This window comes from Desulforudis sp. DRI-14, from assembly GCF_052618305.1.
Genome location: NZ_JBQXEZ010000023.1, coordinates 1 through 22,728 on the forward strand (window position 1 = coordinate 1; position 22,728 = coordinate 22,728).

At 56.5% G+C, this 22,728-nt stretch carries 29 protein-coding genes and 1 riboswitch; of the genes, 13 read left to right on the plus strand and 16 right to left on the minus strand.

Features of this window, described 5'->3' with window-relative positions:
* The 8 genes from ACUM6F_RS10735 to ACUM6F_RS10770 all read left to right on the plus strand — a co-directional run.
* Positions 1–122: nickel-dependent hydrogenase large subunit (locus ACUM6F_RS10735; protein WP_445349240.1), on the plus strand; the 122-nt coding region annotated here is incomplete at its 5' end.
* Between the two features lie 166 nt (positions 123–288).
* Positions 289–567: a twin-arginine translocase TatA/TatE family subunit gene (locus ACUM6F_RS10740; protein WP_445349231.1), complete on the plus strand. Its 279-nt coding sequence runs from the start codon at positions 289–291 to the stop codon at positions 565–567.
* A 33-nt stretch (positions 568–600) separates the two neighbouring features.
* Positions 601–831, plus strand: a complete 231-nt coding sequence (gene tatA, locus ACUM6F_RS10745) for a twin-arginine translocase TatA/TatE family subunit (RefSeq protein WP_425621806.1) — start codon at positions 601–603, stop codon at positions 829–831.
* 257 nt (positions 832–1,088) lie between these two features.
* On the plus strand, positions 1,089–1,874 hold the full coding sequence (gene tatC / locus ACUM6F_RS10750) for a twin-arginine translocase subunit TatC (protein ID WP_425621805.1): 786 nt from the start codon (positions 1,089–1,091) through the stop codon (positions 1,872–1,874).
* A gap of 64 nt (positions 1,875–1,938) precedes the next feature.
* Entirely contained in the window at positions 1,939–2,871 is a 933-nt protein-coding gene (mdh, locus tag ACUM6F_RS10755; protein ID WP_425621804.1) for a malate dehydrogenase, read from the plus strand.
* Positions 2,872–2,996: 125 nt separating this feature from the next.
* Positions 2,997–3,085, plus strand: a riboswitch (cyclic di-GMP riboswitch).
* A 64-nt stretch (positions 3,086–3,149) separates the two neighbouring features.
* Positions 3,150–4,031: a transglutaminase domain-containing protein gene (locus tag ACUM6F_RS10760; RefSeq protein ID WP_445349232.1), complete on the plus strand. Its 882-nt coding sequence runs from the start codon at positions 3,150–3,152 to the stop codon at positions 4,029–4,031.
* A 276-nt stretch (positions 4,032–4,307) separates the two neighbouring features.
* Entirely contained in the window at positions 4,308–4,493 is a 186-nt protein-coding gene (locus ACUM6F_RS10765) for a hypothetical protein (protein WP_425621802.1), read from the plus strand.
* Between the two features lie 53 nt (positions 4,494–4,546).
* Positions 4,547–5,080 carry a prepilin peptidase gene (locus ACUM6F_RS10770; RefSeq protein ID WP_445349233.1) on the plus strand — a complete coding sequence of 178 codons (534 nt, stop codon included), beginning with the start codon at positions 4,547–4,549 and terminating at the stop codon, positions 5,078–5,080.
* A gap of 814 nt (positions 5,081–5,894) precedes the next feature.
* Here ACUM6F_RS10770 and ACUM6F_RS10775 read toward each other — a convergent pair.
* Together ACUM6F_RS10775 and ACUM6F_RS10780 are read right to left on the minus strand one after the other, a co-directional pair.
* Positions 5,895–6,011: a desulfoferrodoxin FeS4 iron-binding domain-containing protein gene (locus ACUM6F_RS10775; RefSeq protein WP_425621785.1), complete on the minus strand. Its 117-nt coding sequence runs from the start codon at positions 6,009–6,011 to the stop codon at positions 5,895–5,897.
* 55 nt (positions 6,012–6,066) lie between these two features.
* The gene (locus ACUM6F_RS10780) at positions 6,067–6,204 is read right to left on the minus strand and encodes a rubredoxin (protein ID WP_425621784.1); all 138 of its coding nucleotides are present in this window, start codon (positions 6,202–6,204) and stop codon (positions 6,067–6,069) included.
* 281 nt (positions 6,205–6,485) lie between these two features.
* Between ACUM6F_RS10780 and ACUM6F_RS10785 the strand changes: the two genes are divergently transcribed.
* Entirely contained in the window at positions 6,486–6,791 is a 306-nt protein-coding gene (locus ACUM6F_RS10785; RefSeq protein WP_425621783.1) for a hypothetical protein, read from the plus strand.
* Here ACUM6F_RS10785 and ACUM6F_RS10790 read toward each other — a convergent pair.
* The 5 genes from ACUM6F_RS10790 to ACUM6F_RS10810 form a co-directional block, all read right to left on the minus strand.
* A complete protein-coding gene (locus ACUM6F_RS10790) occupies positions 6,775–7,557 on the minus strand; it encodes an ABC transporter permease (RefSeq protein WP_445349234.1) in 783 nt (260 codons plus the stop codon). The genes ACUM6F_RS10785 and ACUM6F_RS10790 overlap by 17 nt on opposite strands.
* Positions 7,558–8,526: an ATP-binding cassette domain-containing protein gene (locus ACUM6F_RS10795; RefSeq protein WP_425621781.1), complete on the minus strand. Its 969-nt coding sequence runs from the start codon at positions 8,524–8,526 to the stop codon at positions 7,558–7,560.
* Between the two features lie 50 nt (positions 8,527–8,576).
* Positions 8,577–9,515, minus strand: a complete 939-nt coding sequence (locus tag ACUM6F_RS10800) for a DMT family transporter (protein ID WP_425621780.1) — start codon at positions 9,513–9,515, stop codon at positions 8,577–8,579.
* A 195-nt stretch (positions 9,516–9,710) separates the two neighbouring features.
* Positions 9,711–10,175, minus strand: a complete 465-nt coding sequence (locus ACUM6F_RS10805; RefSeq protein ID WP_426377539.1) for a hypothetical protein — start codon at positions 10,173–10,175, stop codon at positions 9,711–9,713.
* 85 nt (positions 10,176–10,260) lie between these two features.
* A complete protein-coding gene (locus ACUM6F_RS10810) occupies positions 10,261–11,184 on the minus strand; it encodes a DMT family transporter (protein WP_425621778.1) in 924 nt (307 codons plus the stop codon).
* A 325-nt stretch (positions 11,185–11,509) separates the two neighbouring features.
* On the opposite strand from ACUM6F_RS10810, the gene ACUM6F_RS10815 reads away from it, so the two are divergent.
* The 3 genes from ACUM6F_RS10815 to ACUM6F_RS10825 all read left to right on the plus strand — a co-directional run bounded on the left by ACUM6F_RS10815 (position 11,510) and on the right by ACUM6F_RS10825 (position 13,847).
* The gene (locus ACUM6F_RS10815; protein WP_445349241.1) at positions 11,510–12,358 is read left to right on the plus strand and encodes a basic amino acid ABC transporter substrate-binding protein; all 849 of its coding nucleotides are present in this window, start codon (positions 11,510–11,512) and stop codon (positions 12,356–12,358) included.
* A 104-nt stretch (positions 12,359–12,462) separates the two neighbouring features.
* Positions 12,463–13,128 (plus strand): amino acid ABC transporter permease, encoded by a 666-nt coding sequence (locus ACUM6F_RS10820; protein ID WP_445349235.1) that lies wholly within the window; start codon positions 12,463–12,465, stop codon positions 13,126–13,128.
* Complete coding sequence (locus tag ACUM6F_RS10825; protein ID WP_425621776.1) at positions 13,125–13,847, plus strand: amino acid ABC transporter ATP-binding protein; 723 nt, start codon at positions 13,125–13,127, stop codon at positions 13,845–13,847. Before ACUM6F_RS10820 ends, ACUM6F_RS10825 begins: the two co-directional genes overlap by 4 nt.
* Before the next feature lie 74 nt (positions 13,848–13,921).
* On the opposite strand, the gene ACUM6F_RS10830 is transcribed toward ACUM6F_RS10825, so the two are convergent.
* The 7 genes from ACUM6F_RS10830 to ACUM6F_RS10860 all read right to left on the minus strand — a co-directional run bounded on the left by ACUM6F_RS10830 (position 13,922) and on the right by ACUM6F_RS10860 (position 20,566).
* The gene (locus ACUM6F_RS10830; RefSeq protein WP_425621775.1) at positions 13,922–14,566 is read right to left on the minus strand and encodes a DUF502 domain-containing protein; all 645 of its coding nucleotides are present in this window, start codon (positions 14,564–14,566) and stop codon (positions 13,922–13,924) included.
* A 45-nt stretch (positions 14,567–14,611) separates the two neighbouring features.
* On the minus strand, positions 14,612–15,196 hold the full coding sequence (locus ACUM6F_RS10835) for a DUF6657 family protein (RefSeq protein WP_425621774.1): 585 nt from the start codon (positions 15,194–15,196) through the stop codon (positions 14,612–14,614).
* 49 nt (positions 15,197–15,245) lie between these two features.
* Complete coding sequence (polX, locus tag ACUM6F_RS10840) at positions 15,246–16,988, minus strand: DNA polymerase/3'-5' exonuclease PolX (RefSeq protein WP_425621773.1); 1,743 nt, start codon at positions 16,986–16,988, stop codon at positions 15,246–15,248.
* 668 nt (positions 16,989–17,656) lie between these two features.
* Positions 17,657–18,718, minus strand: coding sequence for an RMD1 family protein (locus ACUM6F_RS10845; RefSeq protein WP_425621772.1), 1,062 nt, complete (start codon positions 18,716–18,718; stop codon positions 17,657–17,659).
* Between the two features lie 67 nt (positions 18,719–18,785).
* Positions 18,786–19,703, minus strand: a complete 918-nt coding sequence (gene mnmL, locus ACUM6F_RS10850) for a tRNA modification radical SAM protein MnmL/YtqA (RefSeq protein WP_425621771.1) — start codon at positions 19,701–19,703, stop codon at positions 18,786–18,788.
* Positions 19,704–19,783: 80 nt separating this feature from the next.
* On the minus strand, positions 19,784–20,209 hold the full coding sequence (locus ACUM6F_RS10855) for a putative toxin-antitoxin system toxin component, PIN family (protein WP_425621770.1): 426 nt from the start codon (positions 20,207–20,209) through the stop codon (positions 19,784–19,786).
* A gap of 69 nt (positions 20,210–20,278) precedes the next feature.
* Positions 20,279–20,566 carry an acylphosphatase gene (locus tag ACUM6F_RS10860; protein WP_425621769.1) on the minus strand — a complete coding sequence of 96 codons (288 nt, stop codon included), beginning with the start codon at positions 20,564–20,566 and terminating at the stop codon, positions 20,279–20,281.
* 128 nt (positions 20,567–20,694) lie between these two features.
* On the opposite strand from ACUM6F_RS10860, the gene ACUM6F_RS10865 reads away from it, so the two are divergent.
* Positions 20,695–21,591: an ATPase gene (locus ACUM6F_RS10865; protein WP_425621768.1), complete on the plus strand. Its 897-nt coding sequence runs from the start codon at positions 20,695–20,697 to the stop codon at positions 21,589–21,591.
* Here ACUM6F_RS10865 and ACUM6F_RS10870 read toward each other — a convergent pair.
* Positions 21,582–22,079 (minus strand): macro domain-containing protein, encoded by a 498-nt coding sequence (locus ACUM6F_RS10870; RefSeq protein WP_425621767.1) that lies wholly within the window; start codon positions 22,077–22,079, stop codon positions 21,582–21,584. The two genes, ACUM6F_RS10865 and ACUM6F_RS10870, sit on opposite strands and share 10 nt — an antisense overlap.
* Positions 22,027–22,728, minus strand: a complete 702-nt coding sequence (locus tag ACUM6F_RS10875) for an MBL fold metallo-hydrolase (RefSeq protein WP_425621766.1) — start codon at positions 22,726–22,728, stop codon at positions 22,027–22,029. The genes ACUM6F_RS10870 and ACUM6F_RS10875 overlap by 53 nt, the downstream gene beginning before the upstream one ends.

Consider the following 22,728-nt stretch of genomic DNA (forward strand, 5'->3'; position numbering starts at 1 on the left):
ACCCGAACCAGCCGATCGAACTCGTGCGCGTGGTCCGCTCCTTCGACCCGTGCATAGCCTGCGCCGTGCATCTGCTGAGGGTGAAGGGCCACAAGAAGGAAGCGATGTCCTTCCGGATCTAAAGAACCGGCGCAGCAGTGTAGAATGGTGGAAAAGCCCCCTAACGTACAGTGATCAGGGGGCTTTCCCTTTTTATCGCAAGAAGGAAATGCGATTTGACCGGCGAAATCTGTTGTGGTATCGTGGACTATGGTAGTTCTCCAGTCAACGAAGCAGGGAGGGGTAGGATTGTTTCCTCATATCGGTGTTCCCGAACTGATTATTATTCTTGTCGTGGCCCTTGTAATCTTCGGTCCGAAGCGGCTACCGGAGGTTGGAAGATCGCTGGGCAAGACCATCAACGAGTTCCGCCGTTCCTCACGGGAAATGGTCGGCGACGTAACCTCCAGTGTTCAGGACGTCAAGCACGAAATCGAGAGCGTCAAGGAATCCGTATCCGCTTCGCCGGAGACCAAAGCAAAAGGAAACGAGACAGCCAAAGAAGCCAAAGAAGCCAAAGAAGGTTAAGACCTTTGTTGCCCAGTGAAGGGAGAGGAGCGCATGTTTCCACGGATCGGCATGCCGGAACTGATTATTATCCTTGTGGTGGCCCTGATTATTTTCGGTCCCGGAAAACTTCCGGAGGCCGGCAAGGCCCTTGGCAGAACGATCAAAGAATTCCGTAAATCTTCTCGGGACTTGGTGGACGAGGCGCAGGAAGCCATTCAGGATGCCGAGGAAGTAAAGGCCGCGGATTCCGGCAAGAAGCCGGAGCCGACCAACAAGGCTTAAAGTCAGCCCAGCTCCATCATGCCCCCAAAAAGGGACTCAGGTTTTTGGGGGCTGTTGAAAAACTTCGCCTGGCAATAAGGAAGTTAGATGCCGGATGCCGGATGCCGGACTTGAAGAAATCCGCCATCTTTTAGTACGCTCTGCCGCTGGCCCTTCGCCTTCCGCGCTATGCTCGTTTTTGAACAGCCCTTGGTTTTTGAACATCCCCTTTTCAGCAGGCCCTTAAAGGGGGTTCTTGTTTGATTGGAGGCGGACGAATGGCAAGGAACCCGGAGAAAGAGTTATCGATTTATGACCACCTCGGCGAACTCCGCCGCGTTATCATCGTATCCCTCCTCGCGACGGTGGCTATGGCCGGCGTCTGCTACACCTTTTCCGACCGTATCATGGCCATCCTGCTGGAGCCCGTTACCGAACAGGGCTACAAGATCGTCTTTGTCGGCGTGACGGAAGCCCTGTTCACAAAGATCAAGTTGAGCTTGTTCCTCGGCTTTATCGCGGCGATGCCGGTGACGCTGCAGCAGGTCTGGAGTTTTATCGCTCCGGCGCTGCGGAAAGAGGAAAAGAAGTTTGCCGCCCTTTTTGTTTTCGTGTCGTTTATCCTGTTCGTTGGCGGTGTTCTCTTTGCCTTTTTTGTCGTTTATAAGATGGGGGTCAAGTTCCTCCTGCAGTTTGCCGGGCCGGAGCTGGTCCCGATGCTGACCATCGGCAACTACATCTCTTTTACCATTTCCTTCCTGGTTCCTTTCGGCTTGGTGTTTGAGCTGCCCCTGGCGAGCTTTTTCCTTTCCAAGATGGGGATTTTAACCCATGCGCTGCTGGCCAAGAACAGAAAGTACGCCTTCCTGGGAATACTTGTCATAGCTGCCGCCATCACCCCTACGCCCGACCTTTTGACGATGTCCTTCATGGCCGGGCCGATGTACCTGATGTACGAATTGAGCGTATGGATCACCCGGATGGTCGAAAGGGGCAAGGCGCGCAAGGCCAGGGAAGAAGCGCTGGCCGAGGAACAAGAGATGGGGGTATACCAGGGCTCGTAAGGGCTTTTTAGGGACCCTTGCCGAGCCCGGCTGCACTTAGCTTTAAGGAGGAACGCAGGGGAGAATGGCAAGAAAGAAGATCAGCATCATCGGTGCGGGGTTTGTCGGCGCTACGGCGGCCCACTGGGCGGCCAGCAAGGAACTGGGGGACATCGTCCTGGTCGATGTCGTGGAAGGTATCCCGCAGGGGAAGGCCTTGGATTTGATGGAGGCCGCGCCAATCGAGGGATATGACTGCAACATTATCGGCACTAACGATTATGGCGATACAGCAAATTCAGACGTTGTCGTCATTACGGCCGGTATTGCGCGCAAGCCGGGGATGAGCAGGGACGACCTCCTGAGCGTTAACGCCAAGATTGTGCATACGGCGGCGGCTGAATGCGCCAGATATTCGCCCGACTGTATTATCGTTGTCGTCACCAATCCCCTGGACGTGATGTGCAGCGTGGCCTTAAGGGCCAGCGGATTCCCACCGCATCGCGTGGTGGGCCAGTCCGGGATTCTGGACAGCGCCCGTTTCAGGACTTTCATCGCCCTCGAACTCGGGATCTCCTTCAAAGATGTTACGACAATGGTCCTGGGCGGCCACGGCGACCACATGGTGCCGATGATCCGGTACACTTATGCCGGCGGCATCCCTATCGAAAAGCTCATCCCCCGCGACCGGATCGAGGCGATGGTGGAACGGACGCGCAAGGGCGGCGGGGAGATCGTAAACCTGCTGAAGACCGGCAGCGCCTACTATGCGCCGGGGGCTGCGGCCATCCAGATGGTTGAGGCCATCGTTAAGGACAAGAAGCGTATTCTCCCGGTAGCCGCCTACCTCAACGGGGAATACGGCGAGAAGGATATTTACGCCGGAGTGCCGGCGGTTCTTGGAGCAAACGGTGTGGAGCGCATCATTGAGCTTGATCTCACCGAAGAAGAGATGGCAACGTTAAAGAACTCCATCAACGCAGTCCGTGAAGTCCTGGGCAGACTTGATCTGGCATAGTACGGGTTCGTAAGTCTCAACGAAAACAGCCCTGTGGGTGGATGCCTGCAGGGCTTATTATTTTACATCCCTATAAAGTTTTCGCGTTGAGCCGCCGATAAAAACAGCAAAGTGTAAACTTAATACTCCGCTCAGGGCAAAGCCACCGAAAGGTGGCGGCGCAAAGCTAAAGGGGCTAAGGCAGTGGAACCTGCTACGCCAGCCAGTTGCCGGTAAGCTTGTTCAAAGCCTGCACGTCAATTGGCGAGCAGGCTTCTTTATTGTTCGGGGGAATCTTGATGAGAGTCAGCCGCGAGAGTGCTTTTTGGCTTTTGGTCTTAGTGACTTGCATCTGCTGCGTTATCATTCCGGGAGCAGCCGATGCGGCGTACTCTGTCGGCTTTAAATCTGCGGCTATCGAAATCACTTCCCCGAGCCGGAACCTGACGGAGTTGAGCGGCGACCTGACGGTTACCGGTAAGACCGATTTACAGCAGCTATGGCTGGCGGTAAGAGGTCCCGGCGGCGAGATCGAGACCTACCCGGTTGATCCCGAAGAGGGAAGCTTCACACGGACGATCAGCCTTCGTTTCGGCCAGGGTATTTACACGATCTGGGCGGGGGACAATCCGCGGAAGTTTGACGGCACCGTCAGGTTTCAGGTCATCAACAAGGCCGGGGAGGATAACAGGTATCTTGCTCCCTCCGCTTATATTGATTCAGCCGATCAGAACATCGTGAAACTCGCGGCCGCCGTTACGGCAGGTTCCAAAACGAGCGCGGAAAAGGCCAGGGCGATCCACGATTGGGTTGCCGCCAACATCGGCTATGATAACGGCCGTCTTGCTTCCAAGGATTTGAGCCTGTCTCCCGCAAGCAGCACGCTCGAGGCGCGCCAGGGGGTCTGCAGCGGGTACGCCTTCCTGACCGCGGCGTTGGCCCGCGCGGCCGGACTGGAGGCACGCGTGGTTTACGGGCAGGCCGGGAGCGATTCCTGGGAACGCCAGTTTCACGCCTGGAACGAGATCAAGGTCGACGGCCGCTGGGTGCCCATGGACACCACGTGGGACGCAGGATACGTGAAAGACGGCAAGTTCGTGCGCAAAACGGGGGATCGGTACTATGACAACGCCGAGCTCTTTGCTAAAACCTACCTGGTCGACAGCTACGCTGTCTATTAGGTGGTAAGAAAAGGCCGGAGGACAAGTACTTCGATACAGATCCCAAGGCCGATATTTCTGGTGAAAGTTGTAGTGGACAAACAGTTAAAACAAAGATAAAATTCTTGGTGAAGCGGGAATTTGCAGGAAGCCGGATTGGTTTTCCCAACGGGGAGCAGTGCACGTGACGGTGAATGGGTACCTGAATTACCGCGGAACGGTCAAGGCAACCGACCTTAAGTCAAGGTCGGTTTGATATTTTGTCCTTTTGTTTTATCTTTGAGGAGCAGGAGATTAATGCAAGATAAGACCGATCAAAGCCTTGCCGGAACGGCCTCCCGGGGGACCGGCAGGCAAACAAGGTGTCTTTGCAACAAGCTGATTTGTGTGGTCAACGGCGACGATATCGAAATCAAGTGCAACAAGTGCAAACGACTGGTAACCATCCGCACGAAGGGTATTGTAGCTGTGGAGTTCAAATAACGAACTCTCCCGGTTACCGATACGTTTAAGAATCTTTAGCTGAGGATTTGACGATGATCGACGTGCTTGTTATCCTGCTGGTCGGCATCGGCCTGGCCTGGGATTTGCGCACAAACCGTATTCCGAACTGGCTGACCCTGTCGGGAATGGCGGCCGGTTTGGTTATTAACGGGGTCCTCGGGAGTTGGCCCGGTTTGCTTTTAAGTGCCAAGGGGCTGCTGATCGGCCTGTTGATTCTTTTTATTCCGTTTGTCCTTGGCGGCCTCGGCGGGGGAGACGTCAAGCTTTTAGGCGCCATCGGCGCGCTCAAGGGGACCGGATTTATTCTTTCGGCGGTGCTGTTGACCGCTCTCTGGGGCGGAGCAGTGGCTTTACTTGCTCTCATCGTCAGTAAGCGCTTCAAACGCCTGAACGATTTTTTTGTAGGGGTAAAACTGTTTGTCTACACCAGGGGGAAGATCGGCTACGACGTGATGCTCCCGAACGAAGAGGTCAAGGCGAAAGACCGCCTGGTCGTTCCTTACGGCATTGCCATTTTCCTGGGCACGGTTTCGGCTTATTTCATAACCCTGCCACTTCCCGCGTAAGGTTTGACTGAGTTGCGTGCAGAAATACTTGCCAGGAATAATTGCCCCTTTTGGACTTGAAAGTCTGGAGAGTTGAGATGTCCGGAAAAAGAATGCTGGTTATCGTTCTCAGCGGTTTATTGATGACAGCGGGGGTATTGCTGATGCTTTAACCTTTTTTACCGATGTCCGCGCCTGGCTTTATCAGCGGCACGCCCTGGAGCCGATTGAACAGCAGGGTGAAGCAGAAGAAAACCCCGTGATCAAGCGAGATTAACACCGTTCCTGGAGAACATCGCAAAACGACCACTGCAGTTGTTGACGGATAGCACTCATATGGAACAGTCGGTTGGAAACAGTCGGTCTTGTGGCTTATTAATGGTTCCCATAAGAAGTATTATGTTGCCTAAGAAGTGGATGAACTGGTGAATGAGTTAGCCTGGGCTCGCCCTGCCTTTATCCGGGTTGTGTGCAGTGCAGATCCAGATCTCCATAGTAGATCAGTAGATCCAGCCTCGCCGTATCCAATGAGCACCGTCAAGATTTTAATGCCGGATAGGATTCAGGGTATCGGGATGCAGGCAGTATACCCGGCGGGGTATACCAATTTTAGAGCAATACCCAAGGAGGTTGTCAAGGTGTTCTTAATTTGGCTTCAGAGGCCTGTTAAAGTGCTCTTATGACCCAACCCCCAGTAGCCGGGGTTTTGATTGCCTTACAGGCCCATTTAACGCTTATGGCTGGGGCGTTGTATGTTCCCTGCATGACGAAAGAGGCACCGTTCTTGTGAAGCGGTGCCTTTCTCAGTGCCTTTACCGAGGAGCAACAAACGACCCTACTGTTTCACCATCGGTTTCCCGCAGCAAACCAGCGTTCCCTTGCCTTCTTCTTTAACGACGACAACGTTGGTGCATACCAGACACTTATAAACTTCTCCCACTTTAGTCGCCATTGTTTTGCTCCTCCCCGCTTTGTGAAAATATTAACTTGTGCTCAGAGCCAACAGATTATTCTTTTTCAAAAGCTTCCTTGCCTGCGCCGCAAACGGGGCAAACCCAATCATCCGGAAGGTCTTCAAAAGGGAGTCCTCCCTCTTCCTGAGGGTCGTATACGTAACCGCATACCGTGCAAACCCATCTGTCCATACTTTTCACCTCTTTCGGCGTTGAATCTTCTTTTACAGCCTTAGTTTAGCCGGAACGAAGGGGTTTTTGCTCCTAGCATTTAAGGACGCCGATCGAATGTTAAGTAAATTAGTCATTATTGTTTCATTCGTTCCGAAGACGGGTTTTCCTTTTTGTGCCGGTAAATTTACGCCCCCCGAACTCTCCCGGACGGCAAGCAGGATTTATGAAGGCGGAGATGAAGAAACGAAAAGGGAAAGCTATAAGCAATCAGTCTGTCAATACAGAAAGGGGCGCGGGGCTTGAGCTTTATCGTCAACGGCAACGAACTCCCGGAGAGCATGGACTGGCGTATTTCCACACGGCGGCCGGCAAGCGCCGAACATAAAGAGCTTACTGTGGAGAAGGACGGTTCGATGCGTCAGGTCCTCCTTTACGACGACGGCACGGTGGTTGAAACAATTTTGGGGACCAACGGGACGGTCATGATGACGATCAACCGCGAAGTCGCCATTGACCATGCCAGGGGTTTGATTATCGTTCTGGAACCGGGAGCTAGGGTTGCTTATGAAAATGACGGGGCGATGAAGATTATTCCGTCCGCGTAAAGGCCAGCATACCCAGGGCCACCATCAGGGCTGCAAAGCCGAGCAGAACGGCCACGTCCAGCCCTAAGGGGAAGGCGACCGCAAAGTTTTTCGCCGCTGTGCCCGCTCCGGTGTAGAGGACGTTACGGAAGGCGTCGACCCCGTAAGCCACGGGGTCCATTTTCATGAGCGGCTGCATCCACGCCGGGGCGCTGGATACGGGGAAAAAGGCCCCGCTGAGCATAAAGAGGGGCATGATCAGGAAGTTCATGATCATGTGGAAGCCTTCCATCGTTTCGGTACGGGCCGCCACCAGGGTTCCAAACGAGGTGATGGCGAAGGCCAGCAGGAACATCAGGGGCAGGAGCAGGGCGATCTGAGCGGCATGGATGTGCAGGCCGGCGACGGGCGCCAGGATGAGCAGGATGGTGCCCTGCAGGACGGCGGTGGTGCTGCCCCCCAGGGCCTTGCCCACGGCGATGGCGCTGCGCGGCACGGGCGCTACGAGCACCTCTTTGAGAAAGCCGAATTCGCGGTCCCAGATGATGGACACCGACGAGAACATCGCCGTAAACAGCACGGACATTCCGATAACGCCGGGGTAGATGAAGGAGAGGTAATCAAAGCCTTCAATATCGATTCTAAAAGTGGCGCGCAGACCTTGACCCATCACCAGCAGGTAAAGCAGCGGCTGCCCGAGCATGGTCAGGATGCGGGTTTTTTCGCGCAGGAACCGTTTTAATTCCCGTAACCACAAAACGTACACCGTCATCAGGAAAGCCGCCATTCAGCTTTTCCTCCCCTTTGCCCTGCGCATCGCCCGCATATGGTCGATGCCGCCGGCCGTTTCCTCGCGGATGGCCCTGCCGGTAAGGTGCAGGAAGACGTCTTCGAGGGTTGGCCTGTCCACGCTGATCGCGGCGATCCCCGGAATCCCGGCCGCCAGTTTCGGCACAAACTCCTCCCCATGGGGCACGTCGACGATCAAAACGCCTCCCTCGCTCCGGGCCGTCAGGTTAAACTCCGATTCCAGCAGCCGCTTTGCCGTCACGGGGTCCTGACATTTGATCATTACAAGGTCCTGCCCGACCATCCGCTTGAGGTTCTCGGGGGTGTCCAAAGCCACCAGGCTGCCGTGGTCGATAATGGCGATACGGTGGCAGATCTCGGCTTCTTCCATATAGTGCGTGGTTAAAAAAATGGTAACGTTTTGGCTTTCTTGGATGCCGGAGATATACTCCCAGAGATGGGTGCGCGTCTGGGGATCAAGGCCGAGGGTGGGCTCGTCGAGAAAGAGCAGCCCCGGGGCGTGGATCAAGCCCCTGGCCAACTCCAACCGCCGCTTCATCCCCCCCGAAAACGTGCGTACCAGTTCGTTTTGCCGGTTGGCCAGGCCGACCAGCTCCAGCATCTCCTCTATGCGCTTCTTCAGGACGGGTTTGGGCACGGCGTAGAGCATGCCGTGCATCTCGAGGTTTTCCCTGGCCGTAAGGCGGTCATCGAGGCTGGGGTCCTGGAATACCATGCCGATGCTGCGACGGACCTTGGCCGGTTCGCGCACGATGTCGTAACCGTTGACCCTGGCCGTGCCGGCGGAGGGCCGGAGCAGGGTGGCCAGCATCTTGATCGTCGTGGACTTTCCCGCCCCGTTGGGGCCGAGAAAACCAAAAACCTCCCCCTTCCCCACCGTAAAGCTGATTTCCCGCACGGCTACGTAGTCTTTGAAACGCTTGGTCAAACCCTGTACGTCGATCATCAAAGTCCCCGTCGCCTCCTGTCTGAGGGAGCAAAGAAACGTTCCCGCCGCTACCAGCGTTCTACGGCGTGTTTTCCGCCGAGGGATCGGCGGCGGTCCTCGTTTCTGGAGCACAGCAGGAAGCAGGTCAGCCCGCCGATAATCATGGCGCCTGCGGTAACCTGCAGGAGGGTTGGTACCTGTCCAAAGACGAAATAGGCCAGGATCGAGGCGCCGACCGGCTCACCCAGGATGCTTACCGAAACCACTGCGGCTTTAACGTACTTTAAGGCCCAGTTCAGCACGGAGTGGCCGAAGATTGTCGGCACGAGGGCCAAAGCGGCGAAATACAGCCAGGTCAGGGCCGGATAAGGACCAAAAGGGGTGTTGAAGACGAGGGCAAAGAGAAAAAGCGTTACAGCTGAAGCTCCATAGACAATGAAGGTATAAGGGAGAACGTCCATCTGCGCTCTTAAAACGCGCCCGATCAGAACGTAGCCGGCTACAAAAATGGCTCCGGCAAAGGCCAGGATGTCCCCCAAAATGGCCTGCCCGCTGATCTGGAAGTCGTTGATGCCGATCAGGACGCTTCCGGCCAGGGCCAGAGCACCGCCGAGTAAAGCGTTGCGGCTGATGCGCTCTCCCAGCAGGTAGACGCCGCCGGCGACGACGAACAGCGGCTGCATTGTCACAAGCACGGTCGAACTGGCGATCGACGTGTATTCCAGCGAGGTGATCCAGGTCGCGAAATGCAGGGCCAGGAAGAAGCCCGCAAGCAAGGCCAACCCCCGTGCTTTCAGGCTGAGGCCCCTTACGGTTTGCACATTCGCGCTGCGTAGCATAAAGGGGGCCAGGATGAGGACGGTGATGCCTATACGATAAAAGGCGATAATGATGGCCGGGGCGTCGGCCAACTTGGTGAAAATCGACGAGAATGACGCAGCAACGACGGCCAGGACGACGGCCAGATAGGGGTTAATCAACGGTTGTTGGTTACCGGTCTGAGACAAGTGGCGCCACTCCTTGTTCAACTAGCTGGCGGCAAGGTCCGAGCCCGCGCCGCGGTCACTTGCGGAAGCGGCGCATGAGGTAGATGGCCAGAACGACCAGCCCGATAAGGATTAGTTTACCCACGTCTGTTTTCCTCCGCTATTCAACTGCCAGGTACTTGTTCTCCCTTTGCGGGCAGGTCTCCTTGTCTCATTTTATAACAATGACTGGTCGATTAAATACTTGGTCGCCTGTTCGGTTCCCGACACCACGAGGGATATCGCTTCGCCCAGCAGCCTATGAGCTTCTTCGGGACGGTTGATGTGCACCTCCCAGAGCGCTTCCCTGACCTTCGTTTCAGCCTCGGGCAGTTTGGGGATACCTCCCATACAGGCTGCCAGCCGCATTTCCCCTCTTACCTGGTCCAGATATGATTTGCACAGGCGGATGGCTGTCCATGCCTCTTCTTTGGGAAACGCGCCCATTTCAGCGATAAGCCCTGACGCCGCAATCAGGTAGGATTTCAGTTTTTCCCCGTGATGGAACTGGCTGATGGCCTCCTTCAGCTCCACGGTCGATCCCTCTTCTTTACCTGCTTGATGGTTGACCCCGGCCCCCGGGCCGGTTTTAGCGGCGGCAAGGTTTATAACCCTTCCGCTCTTGGCTGATTCTTGCTGCATGTGCAAGCAATTGCCTCGCTCATAAGGTTCCCGGCAGCCATACCATTTTATGCTGTCGCGACCGTGAAAGGACATATGGAAGTTTTTATGCACCGGTCTGTGTCTGTGCGGCTTGCGAACCGGGATGTTGAGACTCCTGTTCTTCCGCAGGCATTTTCAGCACGGTGATCAACATCCCGAAGAGAATGGCGGCTCCGCCGACCCACTGGCGAAGGGACAGGGTCTCTCCGGCAAGGAGCCAGGCGCCGAGGCCGGCAAACACAGGTTCCATCGTAAAGATCACTGCGGTGTGCGTTGGCGAGGTGAATTTCTGTGCAGCGCTCTGGATCAAAAAAGCTAAGGCAGTGGCCGGTATGGCGGTAGCCACCAGGGCGATCTGAACCGCCGGGGCCAAACGCTCGGGAAAGGTCTCCAGGACGGGGGCGACCGCCAGGCTGATGAACCCTACCGTAAAGATCTGGAGGACGGCCAGGTGGTACGTGCTTACCCTGGGTGCGTACTTCCCCACCAAGATGATGTGGGCGGCGAAGCATAAGGCGCAGAAGAAGATCAAAACGTCGCCGTAGCTTATTCTCAGGTTGTCCTGGATGGAGAGCAAAGCCAGGCCGCAGGTCGCCGAGCCGACACCCAACATAGCCGCCCAGTGCGGCAGGCGCCGAGACATTATGCCGGCGATCAGCGGAACCAGAACCACGGAGAGCCCGGTTATAAACCCCGCATTGGAGGCGGTGGTGTACTGGAGCCCGACGGTCTGAAAAGCGTAACCCCCGAAGAGAGCCAGACCTACGATGACGCCGGCCTTCAGGGTGTCGGTTTTGATCCCTCTGAGCGCCCGGTAGCGTAACAGGGCCAGGAAGGACCCAGCAATGAGAAAGCGAATGGCCAAAAACCAGTAAGGACCGATGGCTTCCAGGGCTTCCTTGACGACGACGAAGGTTATGCCCCAGATGAAGGTGACAGCGAGGAGGGCGATGTCGGCGGCGACCTGATATTTGCGTGATACTTGCATCTTTCTCCTGTTCTAGAAGGCCGTTAAAAAAACCTGCCTATAATCGTCGGTCGCGACAATCATCCTGACGCCTGACGGCCGCTGACTGACGATCGATTTGGTTATACTTATGCATTCTTGCATCCGGCATCCAGACTGTCAAGGAAAACATACGGGAGTTGAAATAGCGCCGCAAGTGGGCAGGAATTTGGCAGGCAAGGGCGAAATTCCTGGTGTGGGAATGACGTCCGGGGAGGTGAATTTTGCGGTAATCCCTTTATCTAATTCAATTCGTTGTGCTGTTAGTTTATTCAATATACGGGGAGGCGAGTTACTCTTGTTAAAAATGAATAGGTTTTTGCTTGTCACCATCGCTCTGCTGGCCATAATCGCCCTGGCCGCCGGCTGCGGCGGCGGCAAGGAAGAACCGAAGGACCAGGGTTCCGAACCGCAGGCGCAATCCAAGGGTAAACTGATCATCGGCTCCGACACCGCTTACGCGCCTTTTGAGTGGCAGGACACCGCCAGCGGCAAGTACATCGGCTTTGACATGGACCTCATCGACGCCGTCTGTAAAGAGGCCGGTTACGAGTACGAGATCCAGAGCATGACTTTTGATGGACTGATCCCGGCGATGACATCCGGTACGATCGACGCCTGTATCTCAGCGATGACTATTAAACCTGGGCGCGCCGAGAAAGTCAACTTCACCGATCCCTATTACAAGTCCGGCCTGATTATCGCTGTAAAGTCGGATAATGAAAACATTCAGTCTTTCGACGACTTGAAGGGCAAAAAGATCGGCGTTCAGCTTGGGACCACCGGAGCCGACATGGCTCGTACCGTTGAAGGTGCTAAAGTCACTGACTACGACCGGATTCCTGAAGCCTTCCTTGCCTTGAAGCAGGGTTCCGTTGACGCCGTCGTAAATGACGCTCCGGTTACTCTCTACGCCATTAATAAGGACGAGAAGGGCGCCGTTAAGGTCGTCGGTGATATGCTCTCCAGCGAGTTTTACGGCATTGCTGTTCCTAAGAGCAAGCCAGAGGTTTACGAAGACCTGAACAAGGCCCTTAACACACTGAAGCAGAACGGTAAGTTCACAGAGATCTACAAGGAATGGTTCGGTCAGGAGCCGCCGGCCGACCTTATGACAATTACTGTTGAGCAGGCGCTGGAAGCCTACGGCAAGTAAGGTATGAGAAGGAATAAGCGCTACTTTTGTAGCGCTTATTCCTTCACATTATTCTCTGAGGTGAAGTCCTTTTGGAGACCGCCATACGCATAATGCCGCTACTGTTGGACGGCACCAAGCTAACGCTCTTTATCACCGTCGTGTCGGTTGGTATCGGATGCGTTCTCGGCCTCATTGCCGGGCTCGCGCGACTGTCGGGTAGGAAGATCCCGCGTCTACTCGGCACTTGTTACGTCGACTTCTTACGGGGTACGCCCCTGCTGGTTCAGATCTTTATTGTCTTCTTCGGACTCCCTGCGCTGTTCACCGACCTTCAGAACTGGTGGCACACCTCGCTGGGTTGGCCCATCCTGATCTCGAAGCCGGCCCTCGAGCCGCTGGCGGCAGCAATTGTTGCGTGCAGCCTGAACAGCGGCGCGTATATTGCCGAGATTTTCCGGGCCGGTGTACAGTCCATTGAGCGCGGCCAGATGGAGGCCGCCCGTTCACTTGGCATGACCCATAACCAGGCGATGCGCTATGTTATCCTCCCTCAGGCCTTCAAACGCGTAGTTCCGCCGCTGGGCAACGAGTTCATCGCCATGCTCAAGGATACATCACTTGTGTCGGCGATCGGCGTGGCCGAACTGACCCGCAGGGGGGTGCTGATCAATGCCGATATCTTTGATCCATTCCCGATTTATATGTCGGTCGCTTTTATCTATCTGATCATCACGCTCACCTTCTCCCGGCTGGTAGACTACCTCGAAAGGAGACTCAAAACCGGGTGATCGAAGTAAGAGACCTCCACAAAAGTTTTGGGCGTTTGGAAGTGCTCCGCGGCATTAGCTGTACCATAGCTGAGGGTGAAGTCGTGTGCGTTATCGGTCCCAGCGGTTCAGGGAAAAGTACGTTCCTTCGCTGTCTTAACCTGCTGGAGGAGCCGACGAGCGGCGAAATCATCATTGACGGTACTTCGCTAACCGATAAACGCACTAACATTAACTTAATGAGACAGAAGGTCGGCATGGTCTTTCAGTTGTTCAACCTATTCCCCCATAAGACGGCCCTCCACAACATCATGCTGGCTCCGGTCAAGGTTAAGAGAGTGGAGCCGCAAGAAGCTGAAAACCTGGCCCGTACCCTGCTCGCCAAGGTCGGGCTTACCGATAAAGCTGACGTTTATCCGAGCCAGTTGTCAGGTGGACAGCAGCAGCGCGTGGCCATCGCCAGGGCCCTGGCCATGCAGCCGAAGGTGATGCTTTTCGACGAGTGTACATCCGCTCTCGACCCGGAGATGGTCGGCGAAGTGCTGGCTGTGATGAAAGACCTGGCAAGGGAAGGCATGACGATGGTGGTAGTCACCCACGAGATGGGTTTTGCGCGGGAGGTCGGCGACCGTGTGCTCTTTCTTGACGGGGGCCGCATTGTGGAAGAAGGTTCGCCGCAGGAGATTTTCAACAACCCGCGCGAAGAACGGACCAAAGCTTTTCTCAGCAAGATTCTCTAAACGCAAGTAAACTACATAATTAAAACCTTGCGGGTGGAAGGTCGGGCCTTGACCCGCAAGGTTTTTCTTTTTGCTTACATTCCCGGCTGATTCTCCGCTTCCGCACCGGTGACGTCAGGGCATTTCCTGCTGAAGACTTCGGGGGCGACGATGCCCGCCGAGAGCAGGAACTTGATGCCTTCCTCCACGCTGATGGGGAGAATAATCACGTCGTCCTTAGGGGCCATAAACATGAAACCGGTTGTCGGGTTGGGCACCGTGGGGATAAATACCCTAATAACTTCCGGGTGTTCGGGAACGAAATTCCCCAGGTAGCTTTCTCCGGCGATAAAGCCGATCGTCCAGATGCCTTTACGGGGCCATTCCACCAGCCCCACCTGGCGGAAGGCGTCCTTGTTGTTTTTGCTGAGCGTTTCGAAAATCTGCTTGCTGACACGGTAAACGGGGCTGGCCAAGGGTATGCGCAACAAGAGGTTTTCGCCAAAGGCGAGCAGCCTCTTGCCGATGATGTTTGTGGCGAGCACGCCGGCCAGGAAGATGACGGCAAGGGTTATGAGAATGCCGAGCCCGGGGATGTGAAATTCCTCCCCGGCCAGGAAAATTACCAGGCTGCCGGCGACCCCGTCGATGAAACGGAACACGGCAAAGAGAAGCCATATTGTTACGGCTAAAGGCAGGACGACGGCCAAGCCTGCGACAAGGTAGCGTCTGGTGCTCAATGCTCTGCTCCTTAAAATTACTTCTTAAAAATTAAAAAATAGTTTTTAAATAATTTCCTTGATGCGTTCTTTCTTTTCGGCCAGGAGCTGTTCGTACTGGGCGTTGAGGTTGCCGAGCGTTCTCATCCACTCGTCCATGAACTCGGGCATGCGTTCCACGTTGACGCGCATCCTCACGCCTGTTTGCATCTCCAAGGCCTGCTGGGTCTGGACGGCCCTTCTTTCGTATTTGTCCCTGACGGTCAGGTAAGCCTGCTTGTAGGCCTGCGCGTAGTAATTGAAAAGAGTGTCAAGTTCAGTGAAGATGCTCTGCAGCCGTCCCTTGTTCGACGTCAGCATTAGGAGCCCCTGCATGGCGCGCAGGTTGTGCTGCAGGGTTGTCTCGTCCGTGGGGAGGCTGATGGCGCGCAAAAGGGTTTCCGCCAGTCCTTTGCGTACGTTCTCGCGGCTGGAATCCTGGTATTTATCGAGTTCGGCCTCGAGATCCACGTTCGTGTCCCGGATGTACCTGGCGCCCAGGGCTTTCCCGGCGTCCATCTCTTCCATCCGGGTCAGGTCTTCGGCGCTTATGTTAATGCCGGCCGCCCTTTCGAGAGCTTTTTCCCAGGCTGTCTTAATGCGATCTGACACTGTCTTACCACCCTATCTATGATTTTCCTATCTAATCATACCTATCTAATTATAAACTATTGTTTCCAAACTGCAACTTCTTTGCATCCTGCAGTATGGCCGCGATCTCCGCGTAAGAACGGGTGTTGACCACGTGGGCGGGACCGAGCCAGCCCCGCCTGGCGACACTTATGCCGAAGGGCATCAATTCCATCTGTTCGGACGTGTGGGCGTCCGATCCGATCGTGATAAGGACGCCCTTGTCCCGAGCGGCGCGGCAGTGGACGTCGTTGAGGTCAAGGCGGTTGGGGTAAGCGTTCAATTCAAGGAAGGTCCCTGTCGAGGCGGCCGCGTCCAGCACGGCTGTAATGTCGGCGTCGTAGGGTTCCCGCTGTCCGAGGATTCTTCCCGTAGGATGGGCCAGCGAATGGACCAGGGGATGCCTGACAGCCGAAAGCAGGCGGTGCGTCATCCGTTCCCGGTCAAGGCGAAAGGCGCTGTGCACGGCGGCAAGGACGAAGTCCATTTGCACAAGGATTTCGTCGGGGTAGTCCAGAGATCCGTCCGGCAGGATATCCACCTCCGCCCCGCACAGGAGCTTGATGTCCCTGCTGCTTGCATTGAACTGCCGGATGGCGGCGAGCTTGGCGCGGAGATCCTCGGTCGTCAGCCCCCGGGCCAGCCTGAGCGACTGCGAGTGGTCGCAGACGGCCACCCACTCGTAGTTGAGCGCGCGCGCCTTGCGGGCGATTTCTTCAAGGCTGCTTGTCCCGTCGGAATAGGCGGAGTGCACGTGAAAATCGCCCTTAAGGTCCGAAGGCTTGATTAAAGCGGGCAGGTCGTGCGCCAGGGCCGCCTCGATCTCTCCGGTGTCCTCCCGCAGCTCGGGTTCGACGTAGGACATGCCCAGGGCTGCGTAAACACTTTCCTCCGTTTCTCCGGCGATGCGTTTGTCGTCGCGGAACACCCCATACTCGCTGACTTTTAAGCCCAGGTCGATGGCCCGCTGCCTTATGCGGACATTGTGTTCCTTCGAGCCTGTGAAATAACAGAGGGCTGCGCCGAAGACCTCTACAGGCACGACCCTGAGGTCGACCTGCACGCCGTTGTGCGCGGAGATGCTGCACTTTGTCGTACCCCTGGCCAGGACGGTCTCGACGACGGGCAGGCTGAGAAACACTTCTATGACCTCTTCGGGGCGTCCCGAGGCGGCCAGGATGTCGATGTCCTTGACGGTGTCCTTCCGCCGCCTCAAGCTGCCGGCGAGCTCGACACGGTGGGCGGGGGCACGCCGGCGGAGGGCTTCGACCAGGGCCATGGCGAAAGGCAGCATCTCGCCAATCGGGTGTCTCGCGCGTGACCGCCTGGCAGACTCGATGCCCCTGAGGATATTCTTTTCGGTCCTTTCCTGAAAGCCCTTGAGGTGACGAATTTTCTCCGATTTGGCCGCAGCCTCCAGATCCTCGAGGCTGCGGACGTTGAGTTCTTTAAAGAGCGCCAGCGCTTTCTTGGGGCCGATGCCAGGCACGGCCAGCAACTGCAGAATGCCCGGCGGTATCTCTTCCGTCAGGCGCTCGTAGTATTCGAGCTTGCCTGTCTCGATAATTTCCGTGATTTTGGCCGCCAGGTCCTTGCCGATGCCGGGTATGCCGGTCAGGGCGCCGCGGGCGGCGAATTGGGCGACATCCTCGCCGAGGTGCGCCACTTTTTCGGCCGCTTTGTAGTAAGCGCGCACCTTAAAAGGGTTTTCGCCCTTGATTTCGAGCAATTCGCCAACCCAGCGCAGGATCTCCGCCACTTTCTTGTTGTGCATAATCCACCCCAATTTGGCTGTAAGCGTTAAGCTGTAGGGCTCCCCAGCACTCAACTCGAAGATCCATTACATTTAAAGCTAACTGTTAGTAACGCCATCCAACAGCTAACAGCCAACAGCGGCGCCGCAGGCACTTTTTGTTGGTTAAATTACGCAGTTAGGACAGCCGCCGTCATGAACATACTAAACTCGAAAGGAGGTCGTGTTAAATGGAAAGGGTTCCCTATCAGAAAGGTGTACGCCGTGAAGAGCCTGATTTAATCAATTATCTGCACCGGCCCCCGGGCTCTCCGCAGCCCCGTGAAACATCGTCACAAAAAGCCCAGTTGAACAGCCGGCACCGCCACGGTACAAACAAGGAAGTCCGGCTGGGCATAAAGTACAAAACGGGGTTACATGAACATAGAGAATGGCCCTGGAGTTAGTGAAACAGTTGAAAAAATTTCGCCTGGCTTTGTCAGCCGTCCCTGTCCGGCTGCTCACGTACATTTTAAGTACGCTCCGCGCCGCCCAGGGGCGCCTTCCGCGCCATGCTCGTTTTTGAACAGTTTCTCTCTGAGCAGTTTCTTTCCGAATACCGATAGCTGAGTGCACAAGTCAGCTTTGTAGACATTCAGTCTTTGGACCGTAGTTCTATCCGAGTGCTGAGAGCCGAGTGCCGAGTGCTATTATGGGCGGAGCTCGATCAGGGCGAAGAGCACGATTTCAAGGGCGATGAGCAAGACAATCGCCACTTCCAGCGCCGTCGAACGGTAGGTGACGATTTCCTCGCTGAGCATCGAGTAGCTGCGTTCGATGACCTGCACTTTTTGCGTGATGCTTTCGGTCCATTCTCTTACGCGCAGGATGTTGAGCGCCGCGGTGTAAATCCTGGCGTAGAAGACGTCTTCCGTGACCTTGAGGGAGTTGCGGATACGTTCTGTTATCTCGGTGATGTCAGCCACAAGCCCCAGGAGCTGGCGCATGATGCACCGGTAGTTTCCCAGGCGGCGGAACCGCCCTCCCCGGTCGGCGTCTTCTATCGCGTCATACATTTCCTCGATTTCCTGGTCCAGGATGTGGTCGTAGTAGCGGAGCTTTAGCAATTGGGCGTTGGCGAACTCCAGCAAGTCGGGAACGTCCGGGCTGCCCGTCGGATCGTACACGATGGCCGAATCCCAGGTCAGGATCGCAAAATCTTCCGCGTAGGAAAACCGGTTTTTGAGGGTCTCCCGCCTCATCTCCTCGCTCACGGGGTCTTTTTCGGCCAGAAGCAAAGGAACGGGGTCCCACCCCTTCTCCCACTTTCTAAAGTAATAGACGATCAGGTCCTCTTCCTCGTATTCGGGCTCTTTCGCCCCCACCAGCGCCGGCTGGATGGCCGCAAGCGTTGTTCGCAGGTAATCAAGGAACGTTTCTTCCAGGTCCTTCTCATTAACGATGTAGCCTAGTTCCAGGACTTCCCCGTAAGCAACCGCGGGAATGTCAAGGCTCAAGGTGACGGTGACGACCCCGTAGTCGTAGAGGCGCGCTCCCGCCCTGGCGTGAAGGAGCCGTTCGCCAAGCGGCAAACGACAGCCCTCCAGTTCCACGTTAACGGGCGGGTTTTTAAACGAAATCGACTTGGGAGGCACTCTTTTCAGACGTAGCCGGGAGACGGATTTACCGTCGGCGAGGAGTCTCTCACTCTTTTCAAGGTCGATTTCATCAGCCACGTTGTACAGGCGGAAGATCAGAAACGATACCGACACGGTTCACCAACCTCTATTCCACACCTTCTAACACCCAACTCCCAACCCCCAATACCCAATATAACACCTAACCCCCAACTTTAGCTCCCTGCCTGGTATTGCGCCTTTCCATTTCCCGGTCCACGGCCTGAATGACCTCGGCCTTGCCCGCCTTCCAGCGGGGGGCCAGCAACAGGTCGCCGTGGAGCACTTCGCCGCAGAGGCGGTGCACCGTTATGCCGGGGTCGAGATGCTCAAGGAAGTCGCAAACCCAGTGGACGTATTCGTTGAGGGACAGGGTCGGCACGGTTCCCTCCCTGTATTCCCGCGCCAGGCGGGTGTGTTCCACCACCTGGAGGTGGTGAATCTTGACCCCGTCCGCGCCGAGCTCCGACAACTTCAACGCCGTCTGCACGCAGTCGTCCCGTTCCTCCTCCGGCAGGCCGATGATGACGTGGGCGCAGATATAGATGCCGCGGTTTCTAGTGCGCTCTACGGCATCCACAAAATCGGCGAATGAATGCCCGCGGTTGATCCGCCGGAGAGTCCGGTCGTGGCTTGATTGCAGGCCGTACTCAAGCCAGACGTGGTGCTGCCGCGCGTAAGACGCGACAAGATCAAGGACGGGATCGGGCACGCAGTCCGGCCGCGTGCCGATCGACAACCCTACGATGTCCGGCACGCTCAGGGCCTCGTCGTAAACGCGCCGGAGTTGCTCCACTTTGCCGTAGGTGTTGGTATAGCTCTGCAGGTAGGCTATGAATTTGGCGTTCCGCCGGCCTTTGCGCAGCGCCGCTTCCCTGCCCCGCTCCACCTGTTCGCGCACGGACAGGCCTGCCTTCTCGACGGCCGGGCTGAAGCTTGGATTGTAACAGAAGCTGCAGCCTCCATGGCTTATGGCGCCGTCGCGGTTGGGGCAGGAAAAACCGGCGTGAACGGGGATCTTGTATACAGAGCAGCCGAACTTTTCGCGCAGGAACCTGCTGAAAGTGTAATACCTTTTCATGCCGGACCTTTACAAACTCTCCTGGTAAACTCCGCGAGCCCCCGCCCCCCCGAAACGGGCCCGGCCTCCCTTTCGGAAATTCAAGAGTTCCGGGTCGTGCCGAGGACGTCGAGGAACCGGCGGGAAGTGACGATCTTGGTGTCTTCGACCTGTCCTATATCGAGCAGGTGATGGTCCTGGGTGATGATATAGTCGGCCCTGCCGGCAAGGGCGCAGTCGATGAACTTGTTGTCGGCGGGATCGTCCAGGACCACGTTCACGTGTCTTTTAGGCTCGACCACCGTACAAAGCTCCAGCAGACGGTCGGCAGACTCTTCCCTACGCTGTACGGCCTCCCTGCTGCCAAAGCGCATTTTGGACAGGATGTCATGGTATTCGCCTTCGATGCCGGAGCTGACGACAACGTCGATATCGCCGTCGCGCCACATCTCGAGGATCTTGCCCGAGGCCTTTTCCGGGCAAATCAGGCCGGCCATCAGGATGTTGGTGTCAATGACAACCCGCAAGAGACCTCTACACCTGCCTATTGGAAGTTAGACGCCGGAAGCCGTCGTATACGTTTTGGCAACAGTTTCTTACCGGGTGATCGAGAAATCTTTGAAGCGCGCATCGCCGTCCCGTGCCGGCTTGTAAGTTGTTTCAACCTTGTCCACCCGCGCTGCAGGAGGCCCGGAACGGCACCACTTGAGCATCTCGGCGACCTGCTCCTCTTCCCCCTCGAATAAGGCGGATACCGAGCCGTCGGGGTTGTTGCGCACCCAGCCGGTGAGACCGCGTTGCCGTGCTTCTTGCTGGGTGGCCCAGCGAAAATATACTCCCTGTACTTTGCCCGTGATGCGCACTTCGGCGATGATCCTGCTCATAGTCTACCAACCTCCGGAGATTTGATTAATTCCGGTATTGTGTTTTATAATCAGATGACTGACAACCCGCGAGACTTTTGATACTGTATGTTCTTTTTTAGCATTCTCCCGGGAGGTGTTTTTCTTTTATGAAGTGCAAAGTGTGCAGAGGGCCCGCGATCGCTCAATTCCCCGCCCACAACGCCAACTTCTGCGAACGGCACTTTGACGAGTTCTTTATGCGTCAGATCGAGAAAGCCATCCGCCGTTACAAGATGCTCCAGCCCGGGGAACGTTGTCTGGTCGCCGTTTCGGGAGGCAAGGACTCCCTGATCGTCGTGGACGTGTTCCACCGCCTGGGTTACGACGTAGAAGGCTTGCACATCTCCCTGGGGATAGCTGAAAATGATTTTGCCGGCGAGTCGCTGGCGGTCTGCAAGGATTTTTTGGCCGAACGGGGGCTGACCCTGCGCGTCTTTGACGTTAAAGAGGCCTTCGGGATAACCGTTCCGGAGGCGGGCCGCCGTTTCCCCCGCTTCTGCGCCTTGTGCGGGATGACCAAGCGCTACCTGATGAACGCCGAGGCCTGGCGGGCGGGTATGGTGCTGGCTACGGGGCACAACCTGGACGACTTGTCTTCCGCCCTTCTGGCCAACATCTTCCGCTGGGACGTGCGCTACCTGGCCAAAAACCTGCCGGTTTTGCCCGAGGGCGACGGGTTTGCCCGCAAGATCAAGCCGCTGGCCCTACTTACTGAACGTGAGATCGCCACTTACGCCGCCATCCACGGCATCAGGGTCGTTCAGGCCAGGTGTCCGTATGCCGCGGAGGCCTCGTTTCCCAAATACAAGCAACTTATCAACGGCGTTGAAGAAGAATCGCCGGGGACAAAGCGCCTGTTTTACGAAGGGTACATTAAGCATGCCGGTCTTTTCGAAGCGCAGGCCAGGGCCGAATACCAGTTGCAGCCCTGCGCTGTCTGCGGGATGCCCACTTCAGCGCCGGTCTGCTCCTTCTGCAAGACCTGGCGCCGGGGTCAAGGGTAAGAACGTTCGATAAAATCCCGCAGATACCCGATAAATTCCTCATTGCGGTCGACGACCGCAATCTGAAGATCGCGGACCGGCACCAGCAACTCGTAGAAAATCAAGGCCACCGATGGCCTGGGAACCCGCCCCACGCCTGTGGCCAGAGCGGGAAGAACCAGGGATTGGGCCCCCAGAACCCGGGCGGTTTCCAGGACATTGCGGAGACAGCGCCGGACGATTTCCGGCGAGGAAGGCTCGGCGGGCCGCTTCATAGTTACGGCGTGAAGCAGCCATCGCGCTTTGAGCCGGCCCGCCGACGTGACGTACACGTCGCCGGGCTCGGGGTCGAGTTCCCTGCAGACCCGGACGGCTTCTTCCTCGATTTCTTGCCCTCCGGCGCGGCGCAGCGCCCCGGCCACTCCCCCTCCCATCGGACCCAGCCCGTTGGCGGCGTTAACGATGGCATCTGCTTGCCATCCGGTGATGTCGCCGACCAGAACCTGCAAGGCTCACTCCTCCCGTGCTTAACTCCAGAACGACAATTTTGATGGGTTCCGGCTTGGTTTCCGGAGTAATCACCAGTTCGGGCAGTTTTTGGACGTGGGAGAAATACTTCGTGAACTCGGCCGCTTCTTTGATGGGGAAGTCGATGTAGTCGGTCTTATAGTGCATCGGCAGGGCGACGGCCGGGTTGACGGCCTCCACTACCTTGACGGCTTCCTCGGGGCCGATGGTGTAATGGTCCCCGACGGGGACGCAGAGGACGTCGATCGGACCGAGTTCCCCGACAAGATCGTCTTCCAGCAGGTGACCCAGGTCGCCAAGGTGGCATACCCTCAGGCTGTCTATAGCGATGGTGTACACCGTGTTCAAGCCCCGCAGCGCGCCCTGTTGCTTGTCGTGGTAGGTACGGAAGCCTTCGACGACGATGTTCCCCGCGATCTTGTGCCTCCCCGGCGCATTAACGATCCGCGGGTTACCCTTCAAGAGGTGGATGGCGCTGTGGTCGTAATGCCCGTGGCTTACGGTGACGATGTCCGGCCGTACCTCGGGCACCGGATAGCCGACCTGCTCGTTGAAGGGGTCGGTAAGGATTTTCGTCCCGTCTTCGGCGGTCATAAGGAAACAGGCGTGTCCGAGCCACTGGATCTTCAT

Excerpts from the sequence above, each read along its gene's own strand:
- tatA (WP_425621806.1), top strand. The coding sequence starts at position 601 with ATGTTTCCACGGATCGGCATGCCGGAACTGATTATTATCCTTGTGGTG.
- tatC (WP_425621805.1), top strand. The coding sequence starts at position 1,089 with ATGGCAAGGAACCCGGAGAAAGAGTTATCGATTTATGACCACCTCGGC.
- mdh (WP_425621804.1), top strand. The coding sequence starts at position 1,939 with ATGGCAAGAAAGAAGATCAGCATCATCGGTGCGGGGTTTGTCGGCGCT.
- ACUM6F_RS10760 (WP_445349232.1), top strand. The coding sequence starts at position 3,150 with ATGAGAGTCAGCCGCGAGAGTGCTTTTTGGCTTTTGGTCTTAGTGACT.
- ACUM6F_RS10765 (WP_425621802.1), top strand. The coding sequence starts at position 4,308 with ATGCAAGATAAGACCGATCAAAGCCTTGCCGGAACGGCCTCCCGGGGG.
- ACUM6F_RS10770 (WP_445349233.1), top strand. The coding sequence starts at position 4,547 with ATGATCGACGTGCTTGTTATCCTGCTGGTCGGCATCGGCCTGGCCTGG.
- ACUM6F_RS10775 (WP_425621785.1), bottom strand. The coding sequence starts at position 6,011 with ATGGCGACTAAAGTGGGAGAAGTTTATAAGTGTCTGGTATGCACCAAC.
- ACUM6F_RS10780 (WP_425621784.1), bottom strand. The coding sequence starts at position 6,204 with ATGGACAGATGGGTTTGCACGGTATGCGGTTACGTATACGACCCTCAG.
- ACUM6F_RS10790 (WP_445349234.1), bottom strand. The coding sequence starts at position 7,557 with ATGGCGGCTTTCCTGATGACGGTGTACGTTTTGTGGTTACGGGAATTA.
- ACUM6F_RS10795 (WP_425621781.1), bottom strand. The coding sequence starts at position 8,526 with ATGATCGACGTACAGGGTTTGACCAAGCGTTTCAAAGACTACGTAGCC.
- ACUM6F_RS10805 (WP_426377539.1), bottom strand. The coding sequence starts at position 10,175 with ATGCAGCAAGAATCAGCCAAGAGCGGAAGGGTTATAAACCTTGCCGCC.
- ACUM6F_RS10810 (WP_425621778.1), bottom strand. The coding sequence starts at position 11,184 with ATGCAAGTATCACGCAAATATCAGGTCGCCGCCGACATCGCCCTCCTC.
- ACUM6F_RS10815 (WP_445349241.1), top strand. The coding sequence starts at position 11,510 with ATGAATAGGTTTTTGCTTGTCACCATCGCTCTGCTGGCCATAATCGCC.
- polX (WP_425621773.1), bottom strand. The coding sequence starts at position 16,988 with ATGCACAACAAGAAAGTGGCGGAGATCCTGCGCTGGGTTGGCGAATTG.
- mnmL (WP_425621771.1), bottom strand. The coding sequence starts at position 19,703 with ATGAAAAGGTATTACACTTTCAGCAGGTTCCTGCGCGAAAAGTTCGGC.
- ACUM6F_RS10860 (WP_425621769.1), bottom strand. The coding sequence starts at position 20,566 with ATGAGCAGGATCATCGCCGAAGTGCGCATCACGGGCAAAGTACAGGGA.
- ACUM6F_RS10865 (WP_425621768.1), top strand. The coding sequence starts at position 20,695 with ATGAAGTGCAAAGTGTGCAGAGGGCCCGCGATCGCTCAATTCCCCGCC.
- ACUM6F_RS10875 (WP_425621766.1), bottom strand. The coding sequence starts at position 22,728 with ATGAAGATCCAGTGGCTCGGACACGCCTGTTTCCTTATGACCGCCGAA.